Annotated in this window: 24 protein-coding genes and 1 pseudogene; 8 read left to right on the top strand and 17 right to left on the bottom strand. The window is 74.4% G+C overall.

What is annotated here, in order from left to right; all coding sequences use genetic code 11:
* Positions 1 to 3: 3 nt before the first annotated feature.
* The 5 genes from B1H29_RS17700 to B1H29_RS17720 all read right to left on the bottom strand — a co-directional run bounded on the left by B1H29_RS17700 (position 4) and on the right by B1H29_RS17720 (position 6147).
* Complete coding sequence (locus B1H29_RS17700) at positions 4 to 1209, bottom strand: NAD(P)/FAD-dependent oxidoreductase (RefSeq protein WP_055418798.1); 1206 nt, start codon at positions 1207 to 1209, stop codon at positions 4 to 6.
* A 196-nt stretch (positions 1210 to 1405) separates the two neighbouring features.
* Positions 1406 to 2350, bottom strand: a complete 945-nt coding sequence (gene sigJ / locus B1H29_RS17705) for an RNA polymerase sigma factor SigJ (RefSeq protein ID WP_055418799.1) — start codon at positions 2348 to 2350, stop codon at positions 1406 to 1408.
* Between the two features lie 147 nt (positions 2351 to 2497).
* Positions 2498 to 3718: an FG-GAP-like repeat-containing protein gene (locus tag B1H29_RS17710; protein WP_055418800.1), complete on the bottom strand. Its 1221-nt coding sequence runs from the start codon at positions 3716 to 3718 to the stop codon at positions 2498 to 2500.
* A gap of 245 nt (positions 3719 to 3963) precedes the next feature.
* Positions 3964 to 5253 (bottom strand): phosphatase PAP2 family protein, encoded by a 1290-nt coding sequence (locus B1H29_RS17715; RefSeq protein WP_055418801.1) that lies wholly within the window; start codon positions 5251 to 5253, stop codon positions 3964 to 3966.
* 180 nt (positions 5254 to 5433) lie between these two features.
* Entirely contained in the window at positions 5434 to 6147 is a 714-nt protein-coding gene (locus tag B1H29_RS17720) for a hypothetical protein (RefSeq protein WP_055418802.1), read from the bottom strand.
* Between the two features lie 471 nt (positions 6148 to 6618).
* Here B1H29_RS17720 and B1H29_RS17725 point away from each other — a divergent pair, with 471 nt between their 5' ends.
* The 3 genes from B1H29_RS17725 (at position 6619) to B1H29_RS17735 (ending at position 8996) form a co-directional block, all read left to right on the top strand.
* A complete protein-coding gene (locus tag B1H29_RS17725; RefSeq protein WP_055418803.1) occupies positions 6619 to 6822 on the top strand; it encodes a cold-shock protein in 204 nt (67 codons plus the stop codon).
* 257 nt (positions 6823 to 7079) lie between these two features.
* Entirely contained in the window at positions 7080 to 8603 is a 1524-nt protein-coding gene (locus B1H29_RS17730; protein WP_055418804.1) for a DEAD/DEAH box helicase, read from the top strand.
* Between the two features lie 66 nt (positions 8604 to 8669).
* Positions 8670 to 8996 carry an SCO5918 family protein gene (locus tag B1H29_RS17735; RefSeq protein WP_055418805.1) on the top strand — a complete coding sequence of 109 codons (327 nt, stop codon included), beginning with the start codon at positions 8670 to 8672 and terminating at the stop codon, positions 8994 to 8996.
* A gap of 138 nt (positions 8997 to 9134) precedes the next feature.
* Here B1H29_RS17735 and B1H29_RS17740 read toward each other — a convergent pair whose 3' ends face one another.
* From B1H29_RS17740 to B1H29_RS17760, 5 genes are read right to left on the bottom strand one after another with little or no spacing between them, the layout of a single operon-like run.
* On the bottom strand, positions 9135 to 9488 hold the full coding sequence (locus tag B1H29_RS17740; RefSeq protein ID WP_055418806.1) for a DUF952 domain-containing protein: 354 nt from the start codon (positions 9486 to 9488) through the stop codon (positions 9135 to 9137).
* Positions 9485 to 10036 carry a hypothetical protein gene (locus B1H29_RS17745; RefSeq protein ID WP_079160285.1) on the bottom strand — a complete coding sequence of 184 codons (552 nt, stop codon included), beginning with the start codon at positions 10034 to 10036 and terminating at the stop codon, positions 9485 to 9487. The genes B1H29_RS17740 and B1H29_RS17745 overlap by 4 nt, the downstream gene beginning before the upstream one ends.
* Positions 10020 to 10511, bottom strand: coding sequence for an RNA polymerase sigma factor (locus B1H29_RS17750; RefSeq protein ID WP_055418808.1), 492 nt, complete (start codon positions 10509 to 10511; stop codon positions 10020 to 10022). Before B1H29_RS17750 ends, B1H29_RS17745 begins: the two co-directional genes overlap by 17 nt.
* 41 nt (positions 10512 to 10552) lie before the next feature.
* Complete coding sequence (locus tag B1H29_RS17755; protein WP_079160286.1) at positions 10553 to 11260, bottom strand: class F sortase; 708 nt, start codon at positions 11258 to 11260, stop codon at positions 10553 to 10555.
* A complete protein-coding gene (locus tag B1H29_RS17760) occupies positions 11257 to 11634 on the bottom strand; it encodes a hypothetical protein (protein ID WP_055418809.1) in 378 nt (125 codons plus the stop codon). The genes B1H29_RS17755 and B1H29_RS17760 overlap by 4 nt, the downstream gene beginning before the upstream one ends.
* Positions 11635 to 11864: 230 nt before the next feature.
* Here B1H29_RS17760 and B1H29_RS17765 point away from each other — a divergent pair, with 230 nt between their 5' ends.
* Positions 11865 to 12866: an NAD-dependent epimerase/dehydratase family protein gene (locus B1H29_RS17765; protein ID WP_055418810.1), complete on the top strand. Its 1002-nt coding sequence runs from the start codon at positions 11865 to 11867 to the stop codon at positions 12864 to 12866.
* A gap of 23 nt (positions 12867 to 12889) precedes the next feature.
* Here the strand turns inward: B1H29_RS17765 and B1H29_RS17770 are convergent, their stop codons facing one another.
* Entirely contained in the window at positions 12890 to 14002 is a 1113-nt protein-coding gene (locus tag B1H29_RS17770) for a sensor histidine kinase (protein ID WP_055418811.1), read from the bottom strand.
* Between the two features lie 2 nt (positions 14003 to 14004).
* Positions 14005 to 14778, bottom strand: a complete 774-nt coding sequence (locus tag B1H29_RS17775) for a response regulator transcription factor (protein ID WP_055418812.1) — start codon at positions 14776 to 14778, stop codon at positions 14005 to 14007.
* Between the two features lie 115 nt (positions 14779 to 14893).
* Here B1H29_RS17775 and B1H29_RS17780 point away from each other — a divergent pair, with 115 nt between their 5' ends.
* Complete coding sequence (locus B1H29_RS17780) at positions 14894 to 15601, top strand: glycosyltransferase family 2 protein (RefSeq protein WP_055418813.1); 708 nt, start codon at positions 14894 to 14896, stop codon at positions 15599 to 15601.
* Positions 15598 to 16233 carry a TIGR04282 family arsenosugar biosynthesis glycosyltransferase gene (locus B1H29_RS17785; RefSeq protein WP_055418814.1) on the top strand — a complete coding sequence of 212 codons (636 nt, stop codon included), beginning with the start codon at positions 15598 to 15600 and terminating at the stop codon, positions 16231 to 16233. The genes B1H29_RS17780 and B1H29_RS17785 overlap by 4 nt, the downstream gene beginning before the upstream one ends.
* Here B1H29_RS17785 and B1H29_RS17790 read toward each other — a convergent pair.
* A complete protein-coding gene (locus B1H29_RS17790) occupies positions 16208 to 17071 on the bottom strand; it encodes a hypothetical protein (RefSeq protein WP_079160287.1) in 864 nt (287 codons plus the stop codon). The two genes, B1H29_RS17785 and B1H29_RS17790, sit on opposite strands and share 26 nt — an antisense overlap.
* Positions 17072 to 17564: 493 nt before the next feature.
* On the opposite strand from B1H29_RS17790, the pseudogene B1H29_RS40200 reads away from it, so the two are divergent.
* A pseudogene (locus tag B1H29_RS40200) lies at positions 17565 to 17777 on the top strand (SAM-dependent methyltransferase); the annotation flags it as partial.
* 182 nt (positions 17778 to 17959) lie between these two features.
* Here B1H29_RS40200 and B1H29_RS17800 read toward each other — a convergent pair.
* Together B1H29_RS17800 and B1H29_RS17805 are read right to left on the bottom strand one after the other, a co-directional pair.
* Positions 17960 to 18475 (bottom strand): hypothetical protein, encoded by a 516-nt coding sequence (locus tag B1H29_RS17800; protein ID WP_234393042.1) that lies wholly within the window; start codon positions 18473 to 18475, stop codon positions 17960 to 17962.
* Positions 18475 to 19797 carry a molybdopterin-dependent oxidoreductase gene (locus B1H29_RS17805; protein WP_107095281.1) on the bottom strand — a complete coding sequence of 441 codons (1323 nt, stop codon included), beginning with the start codon at positions 19795 to 19797 and terminating at the stop codon, positions 18475 to 18477. Before B1H29_RS17805 ends, B1H29_RS17800 begins: the two co-directional genes overlap by 1 nt.
* A gap of 113 nt (positions 19798 to 19910) precedes the next feature.
* On the opposite strand from B1H29_RS17805, the gene B1H29_RS17810 reads away from it, so the two are divergent.
* Complete coding sequence (locus tag B1H29_RS17810; protein WP_055419017.1) at positions 19911 to 21293, top strand: hypothetical protein; 1383 nt, start codon at positions 19911 to 19913, stop codon at positions 21291 to 21293.
* 134 nt (positions 21294 to 21427) lie between these two features.
* Here B1H29_RS17810 and B1H29_RS17815 read toward each other — a convergent pair whose 3' ends face one another.
* Both B1H29_RS17815 and B1H29_RS17820 read right to left on the bottom strand, forming a co-directional pair.
* Positions 21428 to 21631, bottom strand: a complete 204-nt coding sequence (locus tag B1H29_RS17815) for a cold-shock protein (protein WP_003975194.1) — start codon at positions 21629 to 21631, stop codon at positions 21428 to 21430.
* Between the two features lie 240 nt (positions 21632 to 21871).
* On the bottom strand, positions 21872 to 22246 hold the full coding sequence (locus B1H29_RS17820) for a MerR family transcriptional regulator (RefSeq protein ID WP_055418817.1): 375 nt from the start codon (positions 22244 to 22246) through the stop codon (positions 21872 to 21874).
* Between the last annotated feature and the right edge of the window lie 86 nt (positions 22247 to 22332).

The raw sequence follows: 22332 nt of genomic DNA on the forward strand, positions 1-22332 counted from the left end.
TGTTCAGGCCGGCGTCCCGGTCGCCGGGGCCGGCTCCGGTGTGCGGCGCGCGACCGGGCGGCGCCGGGTCGGCAGGCCCAGGGTCGGGTTGACGACGCCCCAGGCCGCGGCCTTGCAGACGACTTCCTTGTAGCCGGCGGCGAGCCGTCCGGTCAGGGCCGCCCGGACGGCGCGGTCGTCGGCGGTGACGTACTGGATCAGGCCCTCCCTGCGGCCCAGCGAGATGCACTGGTTGAAGTAGCGGAGCGGCGCGTTCGGGAGCTTGCCGCCGGTCAGGCGGGCGGCGATCGCGTCGGCGGCCTGCCACGCGGTGGGGGTGCCCGAGGCGCACGACATCCGCAGCGGCTTGCCCCCGGGGCCCGCCACCAGGGCCGCGTCGCCGATGGCGTAAACGTCCGGGTGGGACACCGAGCGCATGGTCCCGTCGACCACGATCTGTCCCGTGCCGGTGACGTCCAGGCTGGTGGCCCGCGCGATGGGGTGGACGGCGAAGCCGGTGGTCCACACGGTCACCGCGGCCGGGACGGTGGTGCCGTCGGCGGTGGTGACGTGGTCCGCCCCGACGGCGGTGACGTCGGCGTTCTCGTGCGCGGTGACGCCGAGGGCGGCGAAGACCTTCCGCAGGTGCCGGCGGCCCTTGGGCGACAGCCAGTCACCGAGGCCGCCCCGGGCCGTGAGCGCGACGTCGAGGTCCGGGCGGGCCTCGGCGATCTCGGTGGCGGCCTCCAGGCCGGTGAGGCCGCCGCCGACCACGACCACGGGCTGCCCGGCGTCCAGACGGGCCAGGCGCTCGCGCAGCCGGAGCGCTCCCGGACGGCCGGAGATCTCGTGGGCGTGCTCGACGGTGCCGGGGACGTCCTGGTGGTTCCAGGAGCTGCCGAGGGCGTAGACGAGGGTGTCGTACTCGAGCTCCCCGGACTCGGCCGGGCCGTTCACGCCGGTGACGGCGACCGTCCTGCGGTCGACGTCGACGCCGGTCACCCTCGCGAGCCTGAGTACGACGCCGGTGCCCGCGAACATCTCGTCGAGCGACCGGTGCCTGAGGTCCTGGCCGACCGCGACCTGGTGCATCCTGACGCGCTCGACGAAGTCGGGCTCGGCGTTGACGAGGGTGATGGCGGCGTCTTCGCGGCGCAGCCGCCTGGCGAGGCGCCCGGCGGCGACGGCTCCGGTGTATCCGGCTCCCAGGACGACGATACGGTGCTGCATTTCCTGCTCCTTGTCTCCGGTTTCTCCGGGGGTCCGGGGCCTCGGGGTCTCCGGGGTCTCCGGGGTCTCCGGGGTCCGGGGTCTCCGGTGGTCCGGTGTGTCCGGCCGCCGAAGCCCTCCGGCGGGATTCGTCCCTTGAACCGGGCAGCCCGTCGTTTCCTGACAGGGGCAGGATGTGAAGCACGTCACATGGGGGTCAGAAGGCGTGGAACAGGGGTTCGCCGTGATCGGTGGACGCCCAGCGCCGGGTGGCGCGTTCCAGCTTGTCGGGGTTGACCTGGTTGCGGAACCCGGCGATGCCCTCGGGCGTGACCTCCAGGCACATGACGCCGATGACCCGGCCGTCCACGACCGCCACGACGGCGGGGTCGCCGTTGGCGGTGGCGGCGTAGATCTCCGGGGAGCCACCGGCCAGGGCGCGCTTGGCCTTGCCGGGCTTGAACAGTCCGCGCAGGAACGTCGCCACCGCGCGGGCGCCCTCGAACGCCTTGGCCCGGGCCGGGACCTTGCCGCCGCCGTCGCCGATCGACACGGCGTCCTGGGTGAGCAGACGTACGAGCGGTTCGGTGCGGCCGCTGGTGGCCGCCGCGAGGAACTCGTCGACGATCCGCCGGGCGGCGGCCTCGTCGACCTCGGTGCGGGCCCGGCCCTCGGCGACGTGCTTGCCGGCGCGGTGGAAGATCTGCTGACTGGCGGCCTCGGTGATGTCGAGGATGCCGGCGATCTCCCGGTGCGGGTAGCCGAACGCCTCGCGCAGGACGTACACCGCCCGCTCGCCCGGCGAGAGCCGCTCCAGCAGGGCGAGGACCGCGAAGGAGACCGATTCGCGCTGCTCGGCCGTGTCGGCCGGGCCGAGCATCGGGTCTCCGGCGAGCAGCGGCTCGGGCAGCCACTGGCCCACGTAGGTCTCGCGCCGCGCGCGGGCCGAAGTGAGCTGGTTGAGGCACAGGTTGGTGAGAACCTTCGTCAGCCAGGCCTCGGGAACCTCGACGCGGGCGACGTCGGTGGCCTGCCAGCGCAGGAACGTCTCCTGCACGGCGTCCTCGGCCTCGCTCGCGGAGCCGAGGAGGCGGTAGGCGATGGCCTCCAGGCGGGGCCTGGAGGCCTCGAACCGTTCCACGTCGTTCATGGTCAGGGCCATGGCCCGGATCCTAGCCGCCGCGGTGAGCACGGGCCGTGGCGCGGGCGGGCCCGGGCGGGTGACCGGGCGCCCCGGCGGTTCCGTCCGCCGAGAGGGCGCCCGGACGGCGGCAAGGGCCCCGGCTCGCGGCCCAGGCCCTTGCCGGGATCAGAAGGCGCCGTTCAGGCCCCACCAGTCGGTGCCTGTAACGACCCCTCGTTCCAGGGCGCCGGTGCCGCGGCCCGCGTACACGAGCTGGCAGCCGGTGCCTCGGCACTCGGGGCTGACGTAGCCGCCGTTGGTGGTGGTGACGAGGTCGGCGCGGCCGTCGCCGGTGACGTCGCCCACGCCCAGGAGGTCGTCCATGACGTTCCAGCCGCCGGTGCCGATGAGGGTGCGGCCGCCGAGGGCGCCGGTGCGGCCGGGGTAGAGGTAGAGCTTGCCGGTGGCGGCCTCGCGGGCGTAGAGGTCGGGGTGGCCGTCGCCGTTGGTGTCGCCCATGCCGACGAGGGCGTTCATGCCGTTCCAGCCGCCGGTGCCGATCAGCTTGCGGGAGCCGAGGGCGCCGGTGGAGGTGCCGGGGTAGAGGTACAGCCTGCCGGTGGACTTCTCGGCGGCGATCAGGTCGGAGCGGCCGTCGCCGGTCAGGTCGCCGTAGGCGGTGATCTCGCGCATGCCGTTCCAGCCGCCGGTGCCGATCAGCTCGCGGCTGCCGAGGGCGCCGCTGCCGGTGCCGGGGTAGAGCCAGAGCCTGCCGGTGGACGCCTCGCGGGCGATGGCGTCCTCGCGGCCGTCACCGGTGAAGTCACCGTGCCGGGTCAAGGCGCTCATCGCGTTCCAGCCGCCGGTGCCCACCAGCCGCCCGGTGTTGTCACCGCCGAGGAACCACAGTCGGCCCGCCTTGTCCCGCACGAGGATGTCGGCCCGGCGGTCGGCGTTCAGGTCGCCGAAGCCCGCCGCCCGGGGCGCGGTCGACGCGTACCACTGCGGGTGGGCCGGCAAGGAGCACTCCCGCGCGGTGCTGACGAACTTCAGCGAACTGACGGCGCCGCCCGCGTTGCCCCACTCGGTGGCCGCCGGGTCGGGGTTCCACACGACGGCACCCGAGGCCTGGTCGTAGTTCGGGTCGTCGTGGAGGCAGGCGAACTCCGACGTGCGGTTCACGACCGCCCGGAACGTGTTGTCCCACCCTCCGAGCGTCGCCTTGTCGGTCTTCGTCTGGAACATGGTGCCCGTGCCGTCGTACGTCTTCCAGGCGCAGAAGTAGCCCTTCGGGCAGTCGCTGATCGCGGCCTGTGCGGGTGACGCTCCCGTGCCGAGGAACCCGATCGAGACGAGCCCCAGCGTCGTGGCCAGCGTGGCCAGGCGCCGACGCAGTGGTGTGTGCATGCCTTTCCCTCCCTGAAACGGCACGGAGAACACTCAACGCGCCGCGCGAGGAAGATATCCCTCCGTCGTGATCACTCCGCCACGCGGGTCGCCTCGGGCCGACGCCCTCCGCGTCCGTGACCGGGTCCGCCGACCACTGCGGACGGTGTCGACGGTGTCGACGGCGGCGCCACGGGGGCCCTCAGCCTGTCGGCCGCCCGGCCAGGCGCCCGGTCGGCGCCAGGCACCCCGCCCGGTCGACGCCCTCAGGCCGGTTCGAGTCGCGGTTCCCTTTGCTGCGCCGGTATCGCGGCCTTCGGTTCCCACCGTTTGACGGTCCGTACGTAGCCGTGGACCACTGACGCCATCGACAGAAGGAGGAGTGGCCCGAAAATCCAGGGCCGTTCGGCCATTTCCGTCGGAAGGTAACGCGTGGCCACCAAAAGCGCGGCGAATACCAGGGCTCCGTGAACGACCAACCGGATTCCCGGCCGGTCCCAGCCGCGGTCGAACGAGCGCAATGCCGCCTCGATCGTCAAAGCGAACACCACGCCGGCAATGAGATCAATACCGTAGTGATAGCCGAATCCCAGCGTCGCGCTGAGCGTAGCGATAAGCCAAAACGTTCCTGCGAAACGCAGGACACGGGGGGCCTTGCGGGAATGGACGAAGATCACGGTAGCCCACGCCGTGTGCAGGCTGGGCATGCAGTTGCGGGGCGTGACCTCGTCGTAGGTCCACGGATGCGGGGTGCCGATCGAGGGTGGCGTGTCCGGCCACAGGTTGGCCATCGCCCATTCCTCGCCGCCGGTGCCGAACGCGCCCGTGCCGTAGGTGAAGACCGGGCCGACCACAGGGAAGACCATGTAGACGGCCGGCCCGAGGAGGCCGATCAGCAGAAAGGTGCGGACCAAGTGGTGGCCCGGGAAGCGGCGTTCCGCCGCCACGTGGCGCATCTGGTACAGCGCGACGACGACCGCGGCCACCGCGAGTTGCGCGTAGACCAGGTCGAGAACGTGGGCGCCGGCCGGGCCCGCGGCCTTGACGGCCTGCCCCACCAGCCACGACGGGTTGCCCAGCGCGTGATCGGCGACCGCAACGTACGGGTCGAGCACCTCCGGGCGGGTCTTCGAGGTGATCAGCAGCCAGGTGTCGCCCGTCTTCCGGCCGGTCACCAGGAGCAGACCCAGCCCGACGCCCTTCAGCAACAGGACACGTTCCGGGCCGGTGCGGCGCGTGACGGCGATGACCGCACAGCCCAGAATCACCCACAACGCGCCGTTGCCGAAGGAGTGGCCTTCGGACACCCCGGCGTCGACCGCCCACCGCACCAGTGAGATGGCGACGTCGATGCCGATCGCGACACCGGCCGCGACGATCCGTTGGCGCCAGGTGAGCACCACCATCGTCAGGGCCATACTGGCGTACAACAACGGCCCCGAGGCGGGGGCGAACACCAACTCCTGCGCCTGGTTGGTGATCGGCCCGGGCAGGCCGTAGCGACGCGCGGCGATCTCCAGGGTTATGAGGAACCCGAGGGCCACCGCGCCCGCCACGGCCCAGAGTCTCGCCCGTGGTCGGCGCCACACGGAGAACGTGCTTCTGCTACCTATTCGCGCAATCACCCGCAATGGCATTTTTGTCAATCTTTAGTCGATTTGCCGCTTTGTCCCTCACGAAGAGCAGCCCGTCGGCAGAGAAAGACGGAAAGAGTACATCGCGGGTTGCGTTCTCGTTCAGGCGGGCCCGGACAACCGAGGCGGCCGGACCTCGGGGCCGCACTCCAGGCCATTCGCGTCCGGCCGGGCCGCCAGAACCGCGGAGACCACCTCGGCGGACGAGGCCATGACGTCGGCCACGAAGCGGCGGCGCCCGGTGCCGAGTCGGCGCAGCCCCCGGCCGTGGTCGGCGGCGACGACGAGCGTGGCCGCGAGAAGCAGCAGCCGCCACCCGGCCATCACCGGGCGGCGCGCGAGGCGGGGCAGCTCCGCCAGCGAGGCGTGCAGGCGCTCGCAGTGGAACGGGACGTGGCGCCGCTCGTCGGACAGGATCCGTCCCGCCACCTCCGAGGTGAGCGCGTCACCGGCGCCGTCGCGCAGGGCCCGGTAGTAGCGCAGCGCGACGACCTCCGCGATCATCAGCACCAGCAGTTCGAGGCGCAGGCCCATGAGGCGCCGCAACCGTACGAAGACGGTGTCGCTCCAGTGACTCGTCAGCCTCGGTATGCCGCCCGCGGCCAGCAGCCGGGCCACGGGGTCGCCGGCCTGGTCCGCCTTGCCGACGAGGTTCGCGCCGTCGCCGTTCTCGCCGACCTGGAAACGCTGGATGCCGGCCCACACCGCCGCGGGCAGCGCCGCCCCCCGCCCCCAGTCGGGGTCGCCCTGCGCCCGCCTGCGCTCCCGCTCGTCCTCGAACCGCCGCGTCCATTCGGCGAACCCGCCCGTAGGCACCCCGCGCCCCCTCTCCCGGGCACGACCGCCGCGCCCCGGAAAGGGACGACGCCGTCGGGCGCCGAACCGTTCCCCCGCCGCCCGTGCCCGGCACAGCCGACGTGTCCTTTGTCTCGCCGGGGCGATTCCATCGCTTCTGCGGCTTTCTTCGTGCCGACGGCGCCGAAGGCGGCGCACCCCTCCATCACGTGAGGTCATGACAGTGCGGACAGTGGGCCGAACGCCAGGCCTGCGGCCCGCAGGGCGCAATATCTACTCTCACGGCAGGAGAAATCAATCGGAGGCCCCGGGAATATTCCTCTGTCGGCCAGACGGAGCAAGATTATCGCCCGGGCCTGGGCGATCACGGCGTGCTACTGTCTTCGGAAGTTGCAGTTGTGGTTGCCTGAAGGTTTTTCCGACGGGGTGATCATCACGGCGACCGGAGTTCACACAGGGTGAACTCCGAGCACCGTACCGAAGGAGAAAAACATGGCTTCCGGCACCGTTAAGTGGTTCAACGCGGAAAAGGGCTTCGGCTTCATCGAGCAGGACGGCGGCGGCCCCGACGTCTTCGCCCACTACTCGAACATCAACGCCCAGGGCTTCCGTGAGCTGCTCGAGGGTCAGAAGGTGACGTTCGACATCGCGCAGGGCCAGAAGGGCCCGACGGCCGAGAACATCGTTCCCGCCTGACGCTGACGCATACTTCGCGGCTGGGGCCCGCACCTCAGGGTGCGGGCCCCAGCTCGCCGCGTTTCCGGGCGCAGAGCGCCCCGCGGGGGTCCGGATTTCCTCCCCGCGCATTCAGTTTTCCCGGTTCCATCAATTCTCCCGGTCCACTCGGCGGCATCCGCCGCGACCGACCGGGTCCGGCTCGTTCTTGCGATTCCCTGCGCCGTTCCCTTGCTGCGGGTCTCCCTTGATACGTGCCATATCAAGGAAGGTTCCCCATGAACCGCGTACGCACCAATGACCGACGCCGCTCGGGCGGCGGCCCCCGCCGCTCCCAGACCGCCGGGCGCCGACCGGCCGCCCCCCAGGGCGAGTTCGCGCTGCCGAAGACGGTCACCCCCGCGCTGCCCGCCGTCGACTCGTTCGCCGAGCTCGACATGCCGGCGCGGCTGCTGGCCGCCCTCGCCGGCGAGGGCGTGAGCGTGCCGTTCCCGATCCAGGCGGCGACCCTGCCGAACTCCCTGGCCGGCCGCGACGTACTCGGCCGCGGCCGCACGGGTTCGGGCAAGACGCTCGCCTTCGGCCTCGCCCTGCTGGCCCGCACGGCCGGCCGGCGCGCCGAGCCGCGCCGCCCGCTCGCCCTCGTCCTCGTCCCCACCCGTGAACTGGCCCAGCAGGTCACCGACGCGCTCACCCCGTACGCCCGTTCCCTGGGCCTGCGGTCGGCCACCGTGGTCGGCGGCATGTCGATCGGCCGGCAGGCCGGCGCGCTGCGGTCCGGCGCCGAGGTCGTCGTCGCCACACCCGGGCGGCTCAAGGACCTCATCGACCGGGGCGACTGCCACCTCGGCGACGTCACCATCACCGTCCTGGACGAGGCCGACCAGATGACCGACATGGGCTTCATGCCCCAGGTCACCGCCCTGCTCGACCAGGTCGCTCCCGACGGGCAGCGGATGCTGTTCTCGGCCACCCTGGACCGCAACGTCGACCGGCTGGTGCGCCGTTACCTGACGGACCCGGTGGTCCACTCCGTCGACCCGTCGGCCGGTGCCGTCACCACGATGGAGCACCACGTGCTGCACGTGCACGACACGGACAAGCACCGCACGACCACCGAGATCGCGGCGCGCGACGGCCGGGTGATCATGTTTCTGGACACCAAGCACGCCGTGGACCGGCTGGTGAAGCACCTGCTGAACAACGGCGTCCGCGCCGCGGGCCTGCACGGCGGCAAGTCCCAGCCGCAGCGCACCCGGACCCTCGCCCAGTTCAAGGACGGGCACGTGACGGCGCTGGTGGCGACCAACGTCGCGGCCCGCGGCATCCACGTCGACAACCTCGACCTGGTCGTCAACGTCGACCCGCCCAGCGACCACAAGGACTACCTGCACCGGGGCGGCCGCACCGCCCGCGCCGGCGAGTCCGGCAGCGTCGTCACCCTGGTGACCCCGGGGCAGCGGCGCGACATGACCCGGCTGATGGCCTCGGCCGGTATCACCCCGCAGGTCACCCCGGTCCGTTCGGGCGAGGCGGAGCTGTCCCGTATCACCGGGGCACAGGCCCCGTCCGGTGTCCCGGTCGTCATCACCGTGCCGGTCGTGGAGCGCCCGCGCCGCGCGGCGTCCGGCGGGGGTTCCTCGTCCCGTGGCCGCCGCAGCCGCGGTGCCCAGGGCCGCACCGGCCAGGGCGCCACCCAGCAGAGCCGCACCGGCCAGGGCCGCGGCGCCCAGGGCCGGCCCGCGGGCGAAGCCCCGCGGCGCAGGCCGCGGCGCCAGTCCGCCGGTGGCTCGGCCGCGTAGGGTCCTCCCTCCGGACCACCGCGAACGGCAAACCCACCCGCCCCATCTCCCCCTTGTGGAGGCATCATGCGCTGTGTCATCGCCCGGTACCCGTTCGACCTCACCAAGGGCGGGGTGCTTGATTCGATGAAGGGGGTCACGCCCGAGCCCGTCACGGGTGAGTCCGTGACCATCGGCCGCCGCCGCTACCCCGTCAAGCAGGTGGGCGAGGTCATCACCCGGCAGGACCGCCGCGACTTCTCCAGCGGCGAGGTCACCCGGGCCATGGCCCGCCTGGGCTTCACCTGCCACCCGGACCCCGAGGCCGCACCCGCGCCCGCGCCGGCGCCCGCCGCCACGCCGGTCGAGACCGCGTCGGCGCTGCTGGGCGGCACGCCTCCGCCGGACGCGTGACGAGGACTTCTTCCACCCGGGCGTGACGAGGGCGTACGCCCACGCGTGACGGAGGCCGTACGCCTCCCGTGACGGTGGGCGTGCGCCCTCTGCGGTGTCACGCGTCCCGCCTCCCGCCGGCCCGCCACGCCGCAGCCGTCAGGACAGTCCCGCGGCCCGGCCCTCCTCGTCCCACCGGACCTCCAGCACGCGCTGCACGGCCTCGCGGTCGACGGGGCCGAACACGTGCGGGAACAAGGTGCCCTCGGCGACCCCGGGCGGCGGCCCGGGTACGGCCGCCTCCCACACACACCTCGCGGTGAGCCGGTCCTCGTCGAGGAGCAGCGCCAGCAGCGGCCGGGGCGCGGTGCGGTAGAAGGCGTTGACGACGGTGAGCGTGGTCTCCTCGTCGGGCGAGCAGTGGACGAACCCGTCCTCCGCGAGGGAGGCGGGCGCGTAGGGACGGTCGGGATCGGCGTCCCACTCGGCGAGCGGCACCACGTGATAGATCATCGTCCGGTTGTAGCAGCCGCACCGCCGTACTCCGAGGGCGTGGGCACGGAGCCGGGCAGGTCCGACGGCTCCATCCCGGACGCGCTCGACGGCGCCTGGCGGGAAGCGGGCGGGGTGCTCGGCGCGGCCGACGGTACCGAGTCCGGTGCGGAGTCCGGTGCGGAGTGCGGCGGCGAGCCGGGCGCGGAGGACACGGACGGCTCGGGCACCGGCCCCCGCGAGGCCTCGCGCGGCGGGACCGGGCTCGGTGAGGCCGCCGGCGTGGGGCCGGCGGGAGCCGGGGCCAGCGGAGCCGTCGGGCCCGCGGGGGGCACGGGGGCCGACCGGTGCAACGGCAGCGCGACGAGGGCGGCGGCGGCAGCGGTCGCCGCGGCGCCGACCGCGGCGCGGAGCAGGCGCCGGCGGGACGCCGCCCGGCGGATCGACTCGTAACGGCCCGGGGGCGGACCCAGAAAGCCGCCTCCCGGACGCAGCACGACCAGCAGCGGATCGTCGTCGTCCCGCTCGAAGTCCGGATCGTCCTGGCCGTCCTCAAGGCGTGTGGTCAAGGCTTCTCCTCAGATGGACGCGGAGCAGTTCGCGGGCCGCGTGGAGATCGGCCTTGACGGTTCCCTCCTTGCGCCCGGTCAGCGCGGACACCTCCCGGATCGGCATGTCAGCGTAGTAGTGGAGCAGGATCGGCACGCGCAGTCGCTCCGGCAGGGACTGCACCAGCAGCCGCACCGAGGGGTCGGCCTGCTCCGCGTGCGGACGCACGGCGACCTCCGCGGTGACCCGCCGCACCGCCCGGCGTTCTCGCTCCAGTTGGCGCCAGTGGTCGCGGACGAGGTTGGCGGCGGTGACGTAGAGGAAGCCGCGGGGCTCCTCAACGGACGTCCAGCGGGCCCAGAGCCGGGTGAACGCCTCCGAGGCGATCTCGTGGGCCGTCTCGTCGTCGTCGACGAGCCGGCGGCACCAGCCGGCGAGGCGCGGATACAGGGCGGCGAACAGCTCGGACGCCGCCCTGTCACGGGACCGTTTCAACGCTCTCCATGGTCGTGGGGGTGTGCGGTGCGGTCGATCGGTCAGGAGGCCGCGGGGCTCGACCCGTTCGGGACCGCGCCCGTGGTCGCCCCCTCGCTCTCCCCTGTGTTCGCCCCCGTGTCGGCCCCCGTGTCGGCCCCCGTGGTCGCGCTCAGCTTCGCGAAGGCGATCACGTTGTCCCGGTACTCCTCGCCGACCCGCGGGCCGCCGCAGGTGATGAGCCGCAGCTCCGGGCCGGCCACGTCCCCGTAGACGTCGTCCGTCGGGAAGTCGGCCTTCGCCACCGTCCGTACGGCGGTGACCGTGAACCGTGCCGCCGTGCCGTTCTCCAGGCGCGCCTCGATCCGGTCGCCCCGGTGCAGCCGTGCGAGGTGCCGGAAGACCCCGTCGCCGTGGGAGCCCACCGTGACGTGTCCGAGCACGACCGACGGTCCCACCCGACCCGGCGTCGGCGAGTGCCGGTACCAGCCGGCGCGGTCGTCGTCCGTGACCGGCGGGACCTCCACCGTGCCGTCCGACGCCAGCCCCAGTTGCATCACCGGGGTGTCGACCCCGATGGCCGGGATGCGCAGGCCGACCGGGACCGAACGCTCCAGGGGCGGCGCCGGCCGCGCGGAGGCGGGCGCCGGCGGTGCCGCGGCCGTGGAGTGTGCGGGCGCCGTCTCGTCGCTCCCGAGGCCGCCGCCGCAGCCCACGAGGAGCGCGGCCAGCGCGGCGGTGGCGAGGGCGCGCCCGGAGAACGGGGTCATGCCCCGGTCGCCGCCCGCCGGCGACGTACGGCGAAGAGGACCGCGCCGCCCGCGGCGAGCACCGCACCGGCGCCCGCGCCGATGAGGCCCTCGTCGGTCCCGGAGGACCCGGGCGCCGCCACTCCGGTGTCCGGCGCGCCCTCGGGCACCGTGGAGACCTGGCCGTCGGCCGGTGCCTGGGACGGTTCGGCCGCCGGAGCCGGGGAGCTGACGGAGGGCGACGGGACCTCGCTCGGCGCGGTGCCGGGGCTGGGGGCGCCGGCGGCCGGGGGCGTGGAGGGGACCGGGGTCGGGTCGTCGGCGAACGCGGGCGCGGTGCCCGCCAGTACGGCGGTGCAGGCCAGTGCCACGGCACTGAGGATGGTTCGGCGCATCGGGCCGCTCTCTCTCGTCGGTCGGGTGGTTCGGGTGGGTCGGGCCGGCCCGGGCGGGTGCCGCTCGGGGTGCGGGCGTGGACCGGTCGGAGAGACGAGGCAGCGACCGACCGGGTTGTAAAGGGATGGCAAAGTCGCCGTCGGTCGTGCCCGCGCCCGCTTCTTACGGACCGGTGACGTGCCGGTCGCGGCGCCCGGCCCGCCCGCCCCCGCGGACCTAGCGTGGCCCTATGCGCGTACTGGTCACCGGCGGTGCCGGGTTCATCGGGTCCCATGTCGTGGAGGAACTGCGGGCGCACGGCCACGAGCCGGTCGGCTTCGACGTCCGGGAGGACCCCGGCGCCGACGTGCGCGACCCCGCGGCCGTCGCCCGGGCGCTGGCCGGGGTCGACGCCGTGTGCCACCAGGCGGCGATGGTGGGGCTGGGCGACGGCTTCGCCGACGCGGTCCAGTACGTCTCGCGCAACGACCTCGGCACCGCCGTGCTGCTGGCCGCCATGGCGGAGGCGGGCGTACGGCGGCTCGTGCTGGCCGGGTCGATGGTCGTGTACGGGGAGGGGCGCTACGCGTGCGGCCGGCACGGCGTGGTGCGGCCCGGCCCGCGTGCCGTCGCCGACCTGGACGCGGGCCGGTTCGAGCCCGCGTGCCCGGTGTGCGGCGATGAACTGTCCCCCGGGCTGGTGGACGAGGACGCCCCGGCCGACCCGCGCAACGTGTACGCGACCACCAAGCTGGCCCAGGAGCATCTGGCCGCCGCCTGGGCCCGGGCGACCGGTGCGACGGCGGTGTCGCTTCGCTACCACAACGTGTACGGGCCCCGGATGCCCCGCGACACCCCGTACGCCGGTGTCGCCTCCTTCTTCCGTTCCGCGCTCGCCCGCGGCGAGGCCCCTCGCGTCTTCGAGGACGGCCGCCAGCGCCGGGACTTCGTGCACGTACGGGACGTGGCCGCGGCCAACGTCGCCGCGCTGGAGGCCGTCCCGCCCGCCGGGACGCTCACCGCGTACAACACCGGCAGCGGTGAGCCGCGCACGGTGGGAGAGATGGCCGCCGCCCTGGCCGCCGCGTACGGCGGACCCGAGCCCGTCGTCACCGGCGAGTACCGCCTCGGCGACGTCCGGCACATCACCGCCGACTCGTCGCGGCTGCGGACCGGCCTGGGATGGCGGCCACGGGTGGGATTCGCGGAGGGGATGCGGGAGTTCGCACGGGCGGGCCTGCGCGGGAGGTGACCGCGGGAGCGGCCCCGGAGCCCTCAGGCGTCCGCCAGTGGCAGGGTCACCTCGAAGCGGCAGCCGCCCGGGATGTTGCGTACGGTGGTTCGGCCGCGGTGGGCCTCCACGATGCCCCGCACGATGGCGAGTCCCAGGCCCGCGCCGGCCGGGGGTGTACGGGCGTGGGTGCCGCGCCAGCCGGTGTCGAAGACGCGCGGCAGGTCCTCCTCGGGGATGCCGCCGCAGCCGTCGGTGACGGAGAGCACCACACCTTCGGGCGAGGGCACGGCGGCGACCGCGACCGTGCCGTCGGCGGGGGTGCGGCGGATCGCGTTGACCAGCAGGTTGCCCAGGACGCGGCTCATCTCCTTGCCGTCGACCTCGACCGGGACCGCCGCCACGGTGTCGCCGACCAGCCGTACGCCGTGCTCGCGCGCGAGCGGGTCCGCGCCCGCGAGGGCGTCGCCGACCAGGTCGTAGAGCGAGATCCGGGCCGGGGCGAGGGGGAGGGTGCCGGCGTGGATACGGGAGAGTTCGAAGAGGTCGCCGACCATGCCGTCGAGGCGTTCCACCTCGGTGCGGATCTGCCTCAGGTAGCGGTCGGGGTCGGCGGCGACGCCGTCCTCCAGGGCCTCGGACATGGCGCGCAGGCCGGCCAGCGGCGTCCGCAGGTCGTGCGAGATCCAGGCGACCAGTTCCCGCCGGGAGGTCTCCAGGGCGCGTTCGCGTTCCCGGGACTCGGTGAGCCGGGCGCTGGTGGCCGCCAGCTCGCGGCTGAGCGCGTCCAGTTCGGCGGTCGCGGGGATCGTGGGGGCCGCGTATCCGCCGTCGTCGCCGAAGGAGCGGGCGGCGGCGGTCAGTTCGCGGCTGCGCGCGACGACCCAGCGGCCCAGCAGCAGCGCGGTGGCCAGGGAGACGACGGCCGCCATCGCCACGACGGTCGTGACGACGGACAGGTCGTGCGGGGACAGGAACATCGCCCAGGCGACCGCGAGGGTGCCCGCGAGCATCGCGAGGACCGCGACCGCCGCCACCACCGCGAGCGACGCGGTCAGCGAACGCCGCCGGATCAGCCGCAGCACGCCCGCCCCCACCAGGCCGGTGGCGGCGGCGCCGGCGAAGGCGTAGAGCGCGATGAGGAGGGTGTCGGACATGATCAGTCCGCCTCCCGCCCGGCGGCGTCGAAGCGGTAGCCCACGCCCCACACGGTCTGGATCAGCCGGGGCCGGGCCGGGTCGTCCTCGACCTTGCCGCGCAGCCGGCGGACGTGGACGGTGACGGTGGACAGGTCGCCGAAGTCCCAGCCCCACACCCGGTGCATCAGTTCCTCCCTGGAGAACGCCCGCCCCGGGTGCCACAGGAAGAAGGCGAGCAGGTCGAACTCGCGGAGCGTGAGGGCGAGTTCGGCGCCGTCCTTGGTGGCCCGCCGGGCGGCGGGGTCGACGGTCAGGCCCGCCGCGGCCGGCGGCCGCTCCGCGGCGGCGGGCCGGGTGCGGCGCAGTACGGACTCCACCCGCAGGACCAGCTCCCGCGGACTGAACGGCTTGGTCACGTAGTCGTCGGCGCCGACCTCCAGGCCGAGGACGCGGTCCTCCTCGTCACCGCGGGCGGTCAGCATGATGACCGGCATGACCGGCACGGGACCGCGGCCGCGCAGCCGCCGGCACACCTCCAGACCGTCCATGCCGGGCAGCATCAGGTCCAGCACCACGAGGTCCGGCCGGTGCGCGGCGGCCCGGGTGAGCGCGGTGGGCCCGTCGTCGGCCCGGTCGACGACGTAACCGGCGCGGTCCAGATAGCCGGCGACGACCTCCGCGACCGTGGGGTCGTCGTCGACGACCAGGACCCGGGCGGACCCGGCAGGGGACCGGTTCGGGGACGCGTCGGGGACCGCGTCCGCGCGAACGGGCTCGTAGGGCTGCTGCTGCATGCGGCCAGCCTCGCACCGCGCCGGCGCCGGCGTCGCCCCCGAGGGGCGGCCGAGCCCGCGACGTCCGTGTTTCGTAAGGAGCGGGAGTCCGGTTCGCCCGATTTCGGTTCGTAGGGTGAGAGCCGTGACCATCTCGCCCGCTCCGGACGTCGACATCGTGCTCCCCTGCCTGAACGAGGCCGGGGCCCTCCCCTGGGTCCTGGCCCGCGTCCCGCCCGGGTGGCGCGCGCTCGTCGTCGACAACGGCTCCACCGACGGCTCGGCGGACCTCGCCCGCGGCCTCGGCGCCACGGTCGTGACCGAACCGCGCCGCGGCTTCGGCGCCGCCTGCCACGCCGGGCTGACCGCCGCCACCGCCGACATCGTCTGCTTCTGCGACTGCGACGCCTCCCTCGACCCGGCCCTGCTGACGCCCTTCGTCCGGGAGATCCGCGCCGGCACGGCCGACCTGGTGCTCGGCCGCAGGCGCCCGCAGGGCCGGCGCGCGTGGCCCGTGCACGCCCGCGCGGGCAATCTCGCCCTCGCCCGGATGCTGCGCCGCCGCACCGGCCTCGGCCTGCACGACCTCGGCCCGCTGCGCGCCGCCCGCCGCGAGCCGCTGCTCGGTCTCGGCCTCACCGACCGGCGCAGCGGCTACCCGCTCCAGATGGTGGTGCGCGCCGCCGACGCGGGCTGGCGGATCACCGAGCACGACGTCCCCTACCTGCCCCGCACGGGCGCCTCGAAGGTGACCGGGACCTGGCGCGGCACCTGGCACGCGGTACGGGACATGCGCCGCGTCCTCGCCGAAGCGCCGGCCGTCTCCGAAGGGAGCCCCAGGTGAGTACGACCACCCTCCTCGTCATCGCCAAGGAGCCACGCCCCGGCCGGGTCAAGACCCGGCTCACCCCGCCCTTCACCCGGGTGGAGGCCGCCGAGCTCGCCGAGGCCGCCCTCGCCGACACGCTGCGGGCCGTGGCCGCGACGCCCGCGCGGCGCCGCGTCCTGGTGCTCGACGGCGCCCCCGGCCCCTGGCTGCCGCCCGGCTTCGACGTCGTACCGCAGTGCGCGGGCGGTCTCGACGAACGGCTCGCGGACGCCTTCGCCGGGTGTCCGGGGCCGGCCCTGCTGATCGGGATGGACACCCCGCAGGTGACGCCGGAGCTGCTCACCGTGGACTTCGCCGACTGCGACGCCTGCTTCGGCCCGGCCGAGGACGGCGGCTTCTGGGCGCTGGGCCTGGTTCGCCCCGACCCCGCGCTGGTGCGGGGCGTGCCCATGTCGACGCCGGTGACGGGGGCCGCACAGCGGGCGCGGCTCCTCGCGGCGGGGCTGCGGGTGCGCGACCTGCCGCGCCTGCGCGACGTCGACACCGCCGCCGACGCGTCGGCCGTCGCCGCCCTGGCCCCGCAGGGCCGCTTCGCCACCCGGCTGGCCGCGTGCCCGGCGGTCACGGACCGGCGGGCCGACCGGTGAACGGCGCCGCGCGCGGTCCGGCGGACGGGCACGCGCTCAGCCCTCTCGGCGGCTCACCGCCACCGGAGGGGGCCGCGAACGGCCCGGGGAGCGGGGCGGGGAGCGGGGCGCTGGGCAGCCCACTGAGCGGTGCGGGGAGGGGGTCGGGGAGCAGCCCGGCGAACGGCCCGGGGGGCAGCCCGCTGAGCAGTGCGGGGAGCAGCCCGCTGGGCAGCCCGGGGAGAGGGTCGGGGAGCAGCCCGGCGACCCGCCAGGCGAGCAGCCCGCTGAGCAGCCCAGGGAGGGAGTCGGGGAGCAGCCCAGGGAGCGGCCCGCTGAGCAACCCGGGGAGCAGCCCGGCGAGCAGCCTGGGGAGGGGGTCGGGGAGCGGCTCGCTGGGCAGCCCGGGGAGCAGCCCGGCGAACGGCCAGACGAACGGCCCGCTGAGCAACCCGGCGAGCAGCCCGGGGAGGGGGTCGGGGAGGGGGTCGGGGAGCGGCTCGCTGGGCAGCCCGGGGAGCAGCCCGGCGAACGGCCAGACGAACGGCCCACTGAGCAACCCGGCGAGCAGCCCGGGGAGGGGGTCGGGGAGCGGCCCGCTGAGCAACCCGGGGAGCAGCCCGGCGAACGGCCAGACGAACGGCCCACTGAGCAGGCCGCTCAGCGGCCCGGGGAGCAGCCCGGCGAACGGCCAGACGAACGGCCCGCTGAGCAACCCGGCGAGCAGCCCGGGGAGGGGGTCGGGGAGCGGCTCGCTGGGCAGCCCGGGGAGCAGCCCGGCGAACGGCCAGACGAACGGCCCACTGAGCAACCCGGCGAGCAGCCCGGGGAGGGGGTCGGGGAGCGGCCCGCTGAGCAACCCGGGGAGCAGCCCGGCGAACGGCCAGACGAACGGCCCGCTGAGCAGGCCGCTGAGCGGCCCGGGGAGCAGCCCGGCGAACGGCCGGACGAAGGGCCCGGTGAGCAGCCCAACGAACGGTCAGGCGAGCAGCCCGCTGAGCAACCCGGGGAGCAGCCCGGCGAGCAGCCCGGGGAGCGGGGCGTCGAGCGGCGCCCCCGGCCGGGTCTCCGGGCGCACGGTACGGAGCCCGGCGCCGTGGCCCGCCGGCCCCGCCCGTCCTGGTCCTGGCCCCCGGCCCGGCCCCGGGCCCGCTCCCGCCTGGGCGGCCTCCGACCCCTACGCCGCCGCCCTGAGCGCCGGGCGCGGTCCGCTGTTCCTGCGCCGTGCCGACGGGTGGCTGCTGCCGCTGGAGGTGGAGCGCTGGTGCGCACGCGCGGACGCGGTCGACCGGGAGGTGCTGGACCGGTGCGAGGGTGCCGTGCTCGACGTGGGGTGCGGGCCCGGACGGCTGGTGGCCGAACTCGCCGCCCGGGGCCGGACCGTCCTCGGCATCGACGTCAGCGAGGCCGCCGTCGCCCGCACCCTGCGGATCGGCGGCCAGTCACTGCGGCGCTCCGTCTTCGAGGCGCTGCCCGGCGAGGGGCGCTGGGACACCGTCCTCCTCATGGACGGCAACGTCGGCATCGGCGGCGACCCCCGCGCCCTGCTGGTCCGCGTCGCCGCCCTGCTCGCGCCCGGCGGTCTGCTGATCGCCGAGACGGCCCCGGTGGACGTCGACGAACGCGCCGACGTGCAGGTCGTCGACGTCACCGACGCCCACGCGGCCGGCGGTTCCTTCCCCTGGGCCCGCGTCGGCACGCCCGCCCTGCTCCGCCACGCGGTCGCCGCCGGCTGGCGGGCCACCGCTCAGTGGGCCTCGGGCGACCGCCGCTTCGTCGCCCTGCGCAGCGGCCGCCGCCGCCGCGGCGCCCGCAACGCCCGCAGCGCCAACAGCAGCGCCGAGCCGCCGAAGAGCGCACCGGTGATCAGCAGCCAGCGGGTGAGGAACCCGTCCGCCGACAGCCCGGCGACCGACCGGTAACGGGCGTCCACCCGGCCGCTGATGAGCGGGAACCACACCAACAGGAGCAGCCCGGAGAAGGCGGCCGGGATCCGCACGTACAGGGTCCACGTACGGCGCCCGGCCGCCTCCAGCCCTCGTACGACGGCCCGGTCGGCCACCGCGTACACGGGCAGCAGCACCAGGTCGTGCAGCAGCGCCGCCCCCACGAACCACAGGGCCACGCCGAGCCAGTCGCCGGCGAGCAGCCGCACACCCGCGTAGCCCGCGAGCGCGAAGGAGCACGCGAGGAGGAGCAGTTGGAAGGGGCTGCCGAGTACGGTCCGCAGCCCGCCGGCGCCTGAGCCGCGCACACGGTTCATCACAGGTCTCCGAACGTCATCCGGGCCACCCACTTGGTGTTCAGCACGCCGGGCGCGGCGGGCACGATGATCCGCGCCGGATAGCCGTGATCCTGGCTCAGCGCCGCGCCGTTGACGTACAGCGCGAGCAGGGAGCGCGGGTCGGCCACCTGGTTGGCCCGCAGGGCCCCGTGCCGGAACGCGCCACGCCGCTGGAGGGACTCCACGAACACGTCCGGCGGGTCGCCGTCGAAGCCCACGAGCGCGGCCAGGTCCCGCAGGCGCACCCCGCGCCACCGCTGGTCGGACGTCGACCAGCCCTCGACGCAGGCGATGGGCAGCGCGGCGCCGTACAGCGGCAGTCGAAGCAGGTCGGCGCGGCCGAGGCGGACGGTGCCGGTGCGCCCCGTGACGACGAGCCGCCACGCGTCCTCGCCGGTCTCGGCCGCGTCGATGCCCGCGTACGCGGCCGTCTTGTTGATCTGGAAGCCGTTCGGACCGGTGCCCGGCTCGGGACCGCCGTGCGGCGCGAGCAGGGCCGTCGCGCGCAGGGGCCCGTCGAAGTTGCGCCCGGCGCTGGTGCCCAGAAGCAGCAGCGAGCCGCCGCCGACCGTCCACAGGGCGCCGCGCCTCGACACGGTGGGCGCCCCGGGCCGCGGCGACACCAGGCCGTCGCCCTCCGCGTCCCCCTCGGCCCCTCCCCGCGCGTCCCCCTCGGCCCCTCCCCGCGCGTCCTCTTCCGCTCCTCCCCGCGCGTCCTCCGTTCCCGCCCGCATCCGCCGTACGTTGCGCACCGCCGCCGGCGCCTTGAGCACGGCGTGCGCGACGAACGCCGCGAAGAAGACCCAGGCACCGTAGAAGTGCAACGGGTAGAAGGAACCGGGGAAGAGGTAGTCCAACTGGACGTTGAGCACCCCGGTCACGAACTCGAACAGGGCGCCCCCGACCAGCAGCAGCAGCGAGATCCGCTCCAGCGCGTGGGCGAGCGAGCGGGCCGGCGGCAGCGTGAACAGCCTCGGCACGACCGACCACAGCTTGGCCAGCAGTACCGGGATCAGGACGAGCCCGAGCGTGACGTGAACGCCCTGCGTGAGGCGGTACAGCCAGGGCGGGTCGGTCGGCCAGGCGAAGAGGTAGAAGCCGAGGAGCCCCTTGCCCGGAGTCTGGTCGTTGACCGGGGAGAGGTTCGGGTTGTAGGCCGCGTACGAGAGCAGGCCGGTCAGGAACAGCACGGTGATGCCGGCGAGCAGGACGAGGCCGAGCACCGACGTGAACCGGGGGCCGCGCAGCGGACTGCGCCAGAATCCCGGCGAGGAGGGAAACCTTGGGTCGTGGTCGCGCATGTACCGACGGTAGGCCGGGACCGGCCCGGGAAAGGGGCCGCGACCCATGACGAAACGCTGACGTCCGCCGCGCGCACCACCCGGTGAGCCGCCTCCCGGCCTACGGTGCCGAGGTGACCCATCCCCGCCCCGTCCCCCCGTCCCGCCCGGCCCGGCAGCCGTCCCACCCGGCCCGCCGCGACCTGTACGCCGCCGCGGCAGCCGTGCTGCTCGTGACGGCCGCCGTACTGATCGGCCGCCACATCCAGGCCACCGACCGCACCCTGTTCGTCGGCTGGCCCCCGCTGGTGGGCCGCTGGGACCCGCACGTCGGCCCCGGCACCCCCGCGGCCGTCCTGGTGGCGGTGGCAGCGGTGGCGTACGGCCCGGCCGTCGCCGCCCGCCTGCCGTGGCGCGCCCTGCTCGCCGCGGCCTGGGGTACGGCGATGGCCTGGATCTTCTCCCTCGCCCTGATCGACGGCTGGCACCGGGGCATCGCGGTCCGGCTCACCACCCGCTTCGAGTACCTCCAGGTCATCGACCGCTGGCACGACATCCCGGCGACCCTGCGCGACTTCACGGCGCACATCCTGATCGACTCCCCCGACAACTGGCCCGCCCACGTCGCCGGTCACCCGCCGGCGGCCACGCTCACCTTCGTGCTGCTCGACCGCGTCGGGCTGCGGGGCGGGGGCTGGGCCGGGGTCTGGTGCGTCACCGTGGGCGCGACGGCGTGCGTGGCGGTGCTGGTGGCGGTGCGGGCGCTGGCCGGTGAGCGGCTCGCCCGGCGGTCGGCGCCCTTCCTGGTCCTGGCGCCGGCCGCGGTGTGGCTGGGCACGTCGGCCGACGCGTACTTCGCGGCGGTCGCCGCGTGGGCCGTGGCTCTGCTCGCCCTGGCGGTCACCGGCCGCTCGCTGTGGTGGGCGGCGGGCTCGGGACTGCTCTTCGGCCTGACCTGCTATCTCTCGTACGGGCTCACGCTCTTCGCGGTGACCGGGGCGGCGGTGCTCCTGCTGGGCCGGCGCCGGGTGCGGGAGCGTCCCGTGCTGCTCGTTCCGCTGCTGGCCGGTCTCGCGGTCGTGCCGGTGGCGTTCACCGCGGCCGGGTTCGACTGGTGGGAGGCGTACCACCTGCTGGTGACGCGGTACTACCAGGGCGCGGGCGGGGTCCGCCCGTACGGCTACTGGGTGTGGGCGAACCTCGCCTGCACGGTGCTCATCACCGGTCTGGCGACGGCGGCGGGCCTGCGGCGGGCCGGGGGCGTGCTGATCGGGCGGCGCGGCGGGGCCGTGACCGGCGAGGAGTTCCGGCTGGCGCTGCTCGTGGCCGCCGGGCTGCTCGCCCTGCTGGTCGCCGATCTGTCCGGGATGAGCAAGGCGGAGACGGAACGCATCTGGCTGCCCTTGGTCCTGTGGCTGCTCCCGGCCTGCGCGTTCCTGGGCCGCCCGCGCGCGTGGCTCGCGGCGCAGGCCCTGACGGCCCTGCTCCTCAACCACCTGCTGGCGACCGGCTGGTGAACGCGGGGGCCCGCCGACACGCATGAGGGCCCGGGCACACACATGAAGGCCCGTGCCCTCATGCAGGAAGGCACGGGCACACGCATGAGGGCCCGCACCTCGCGGTGCGGGCCCTCATGTGTGGTTCGCGCGCGTTACGCGGGAACGATGTTCTCCGCCTGCGGGCCCTTCTGGCCCTGCGTGACGTCGAAGTTCACCCGCTGGCCTTCCTGGAGCTCGCGGAAGCCCTGGGTGGCGATGTTCGAGTAGTGGGCGAAGACGTCGGCGCCGCCGCCGTCCTGCGCGATGAAACCGAAGCCCTTTTCGGCGTTGAACCACTTCACGGTACCGGAAGCCATGTCTTTTACTCCTAGGCAGTGCTGGAGGCCCGCACTGTGCGGACCTTCACCTCGCTGCGATGATCACCTGCCCGGAAAACCGGTAACACAAATGGCAACCACAACTGCAACTGATGTCCAGCCTAGCACGAAATGAATCGGCGACTCGGGAAATGAATCGCACGGAATGACGGCTCGGATTCACCACCGGATAACTTTTCCCGGCGTTCAGCGAATATCTGTTTCGCCGGGGTCAGGTTTTCACTTGCCGCGCCGTTCTCCGTTCCCGCCGGGGGGCACGACCTCGCGGCGGAGTTCCTCGTTCATCCGCAGCGCCGTCTCCAGGTCGTCCTCCAGGCGGACGATACGGCAGGCGGCCTCGATGGGCGTTCCCTGGTCGACCAGCTCGCGGGCGCGGGCGGCGCGGCGCAGTTGCCGGCGCGAGTAGCGGCGGTGCCCGCCTTCCGAACGCGTCGGGCTGATCAGCCCGGCCTCACCGAGGGCACGGAGGAAACCGGGCGTGGCACCGATCAGCTCCGCCGCCCTGCCCATCGTGTACGCCGGGTACCGATCGTCGTCGAGCCGGTCGGCGGCCTGCGGCCGACCTGCGGCGTTCAGCCTGCTCTCCGAGGGCATGCATACCTTCCCGCGGACCGCCGGGGGACACGATCCGCCGCGGGGAATCCGGTTCCCCCACGACCTGAACTCTAGTCGCGCCCGTC

It is taken from the genome of Streptomyces pactum, from assembly GCF_002005225.1.
Taxonomy (GTDB): domain Bacteria; phylum Actinomycetota; class Actinomycetes; order Streptomycetales; family Streptomycetaceae; genus Streptomyces; species Streptomyces pactum_A.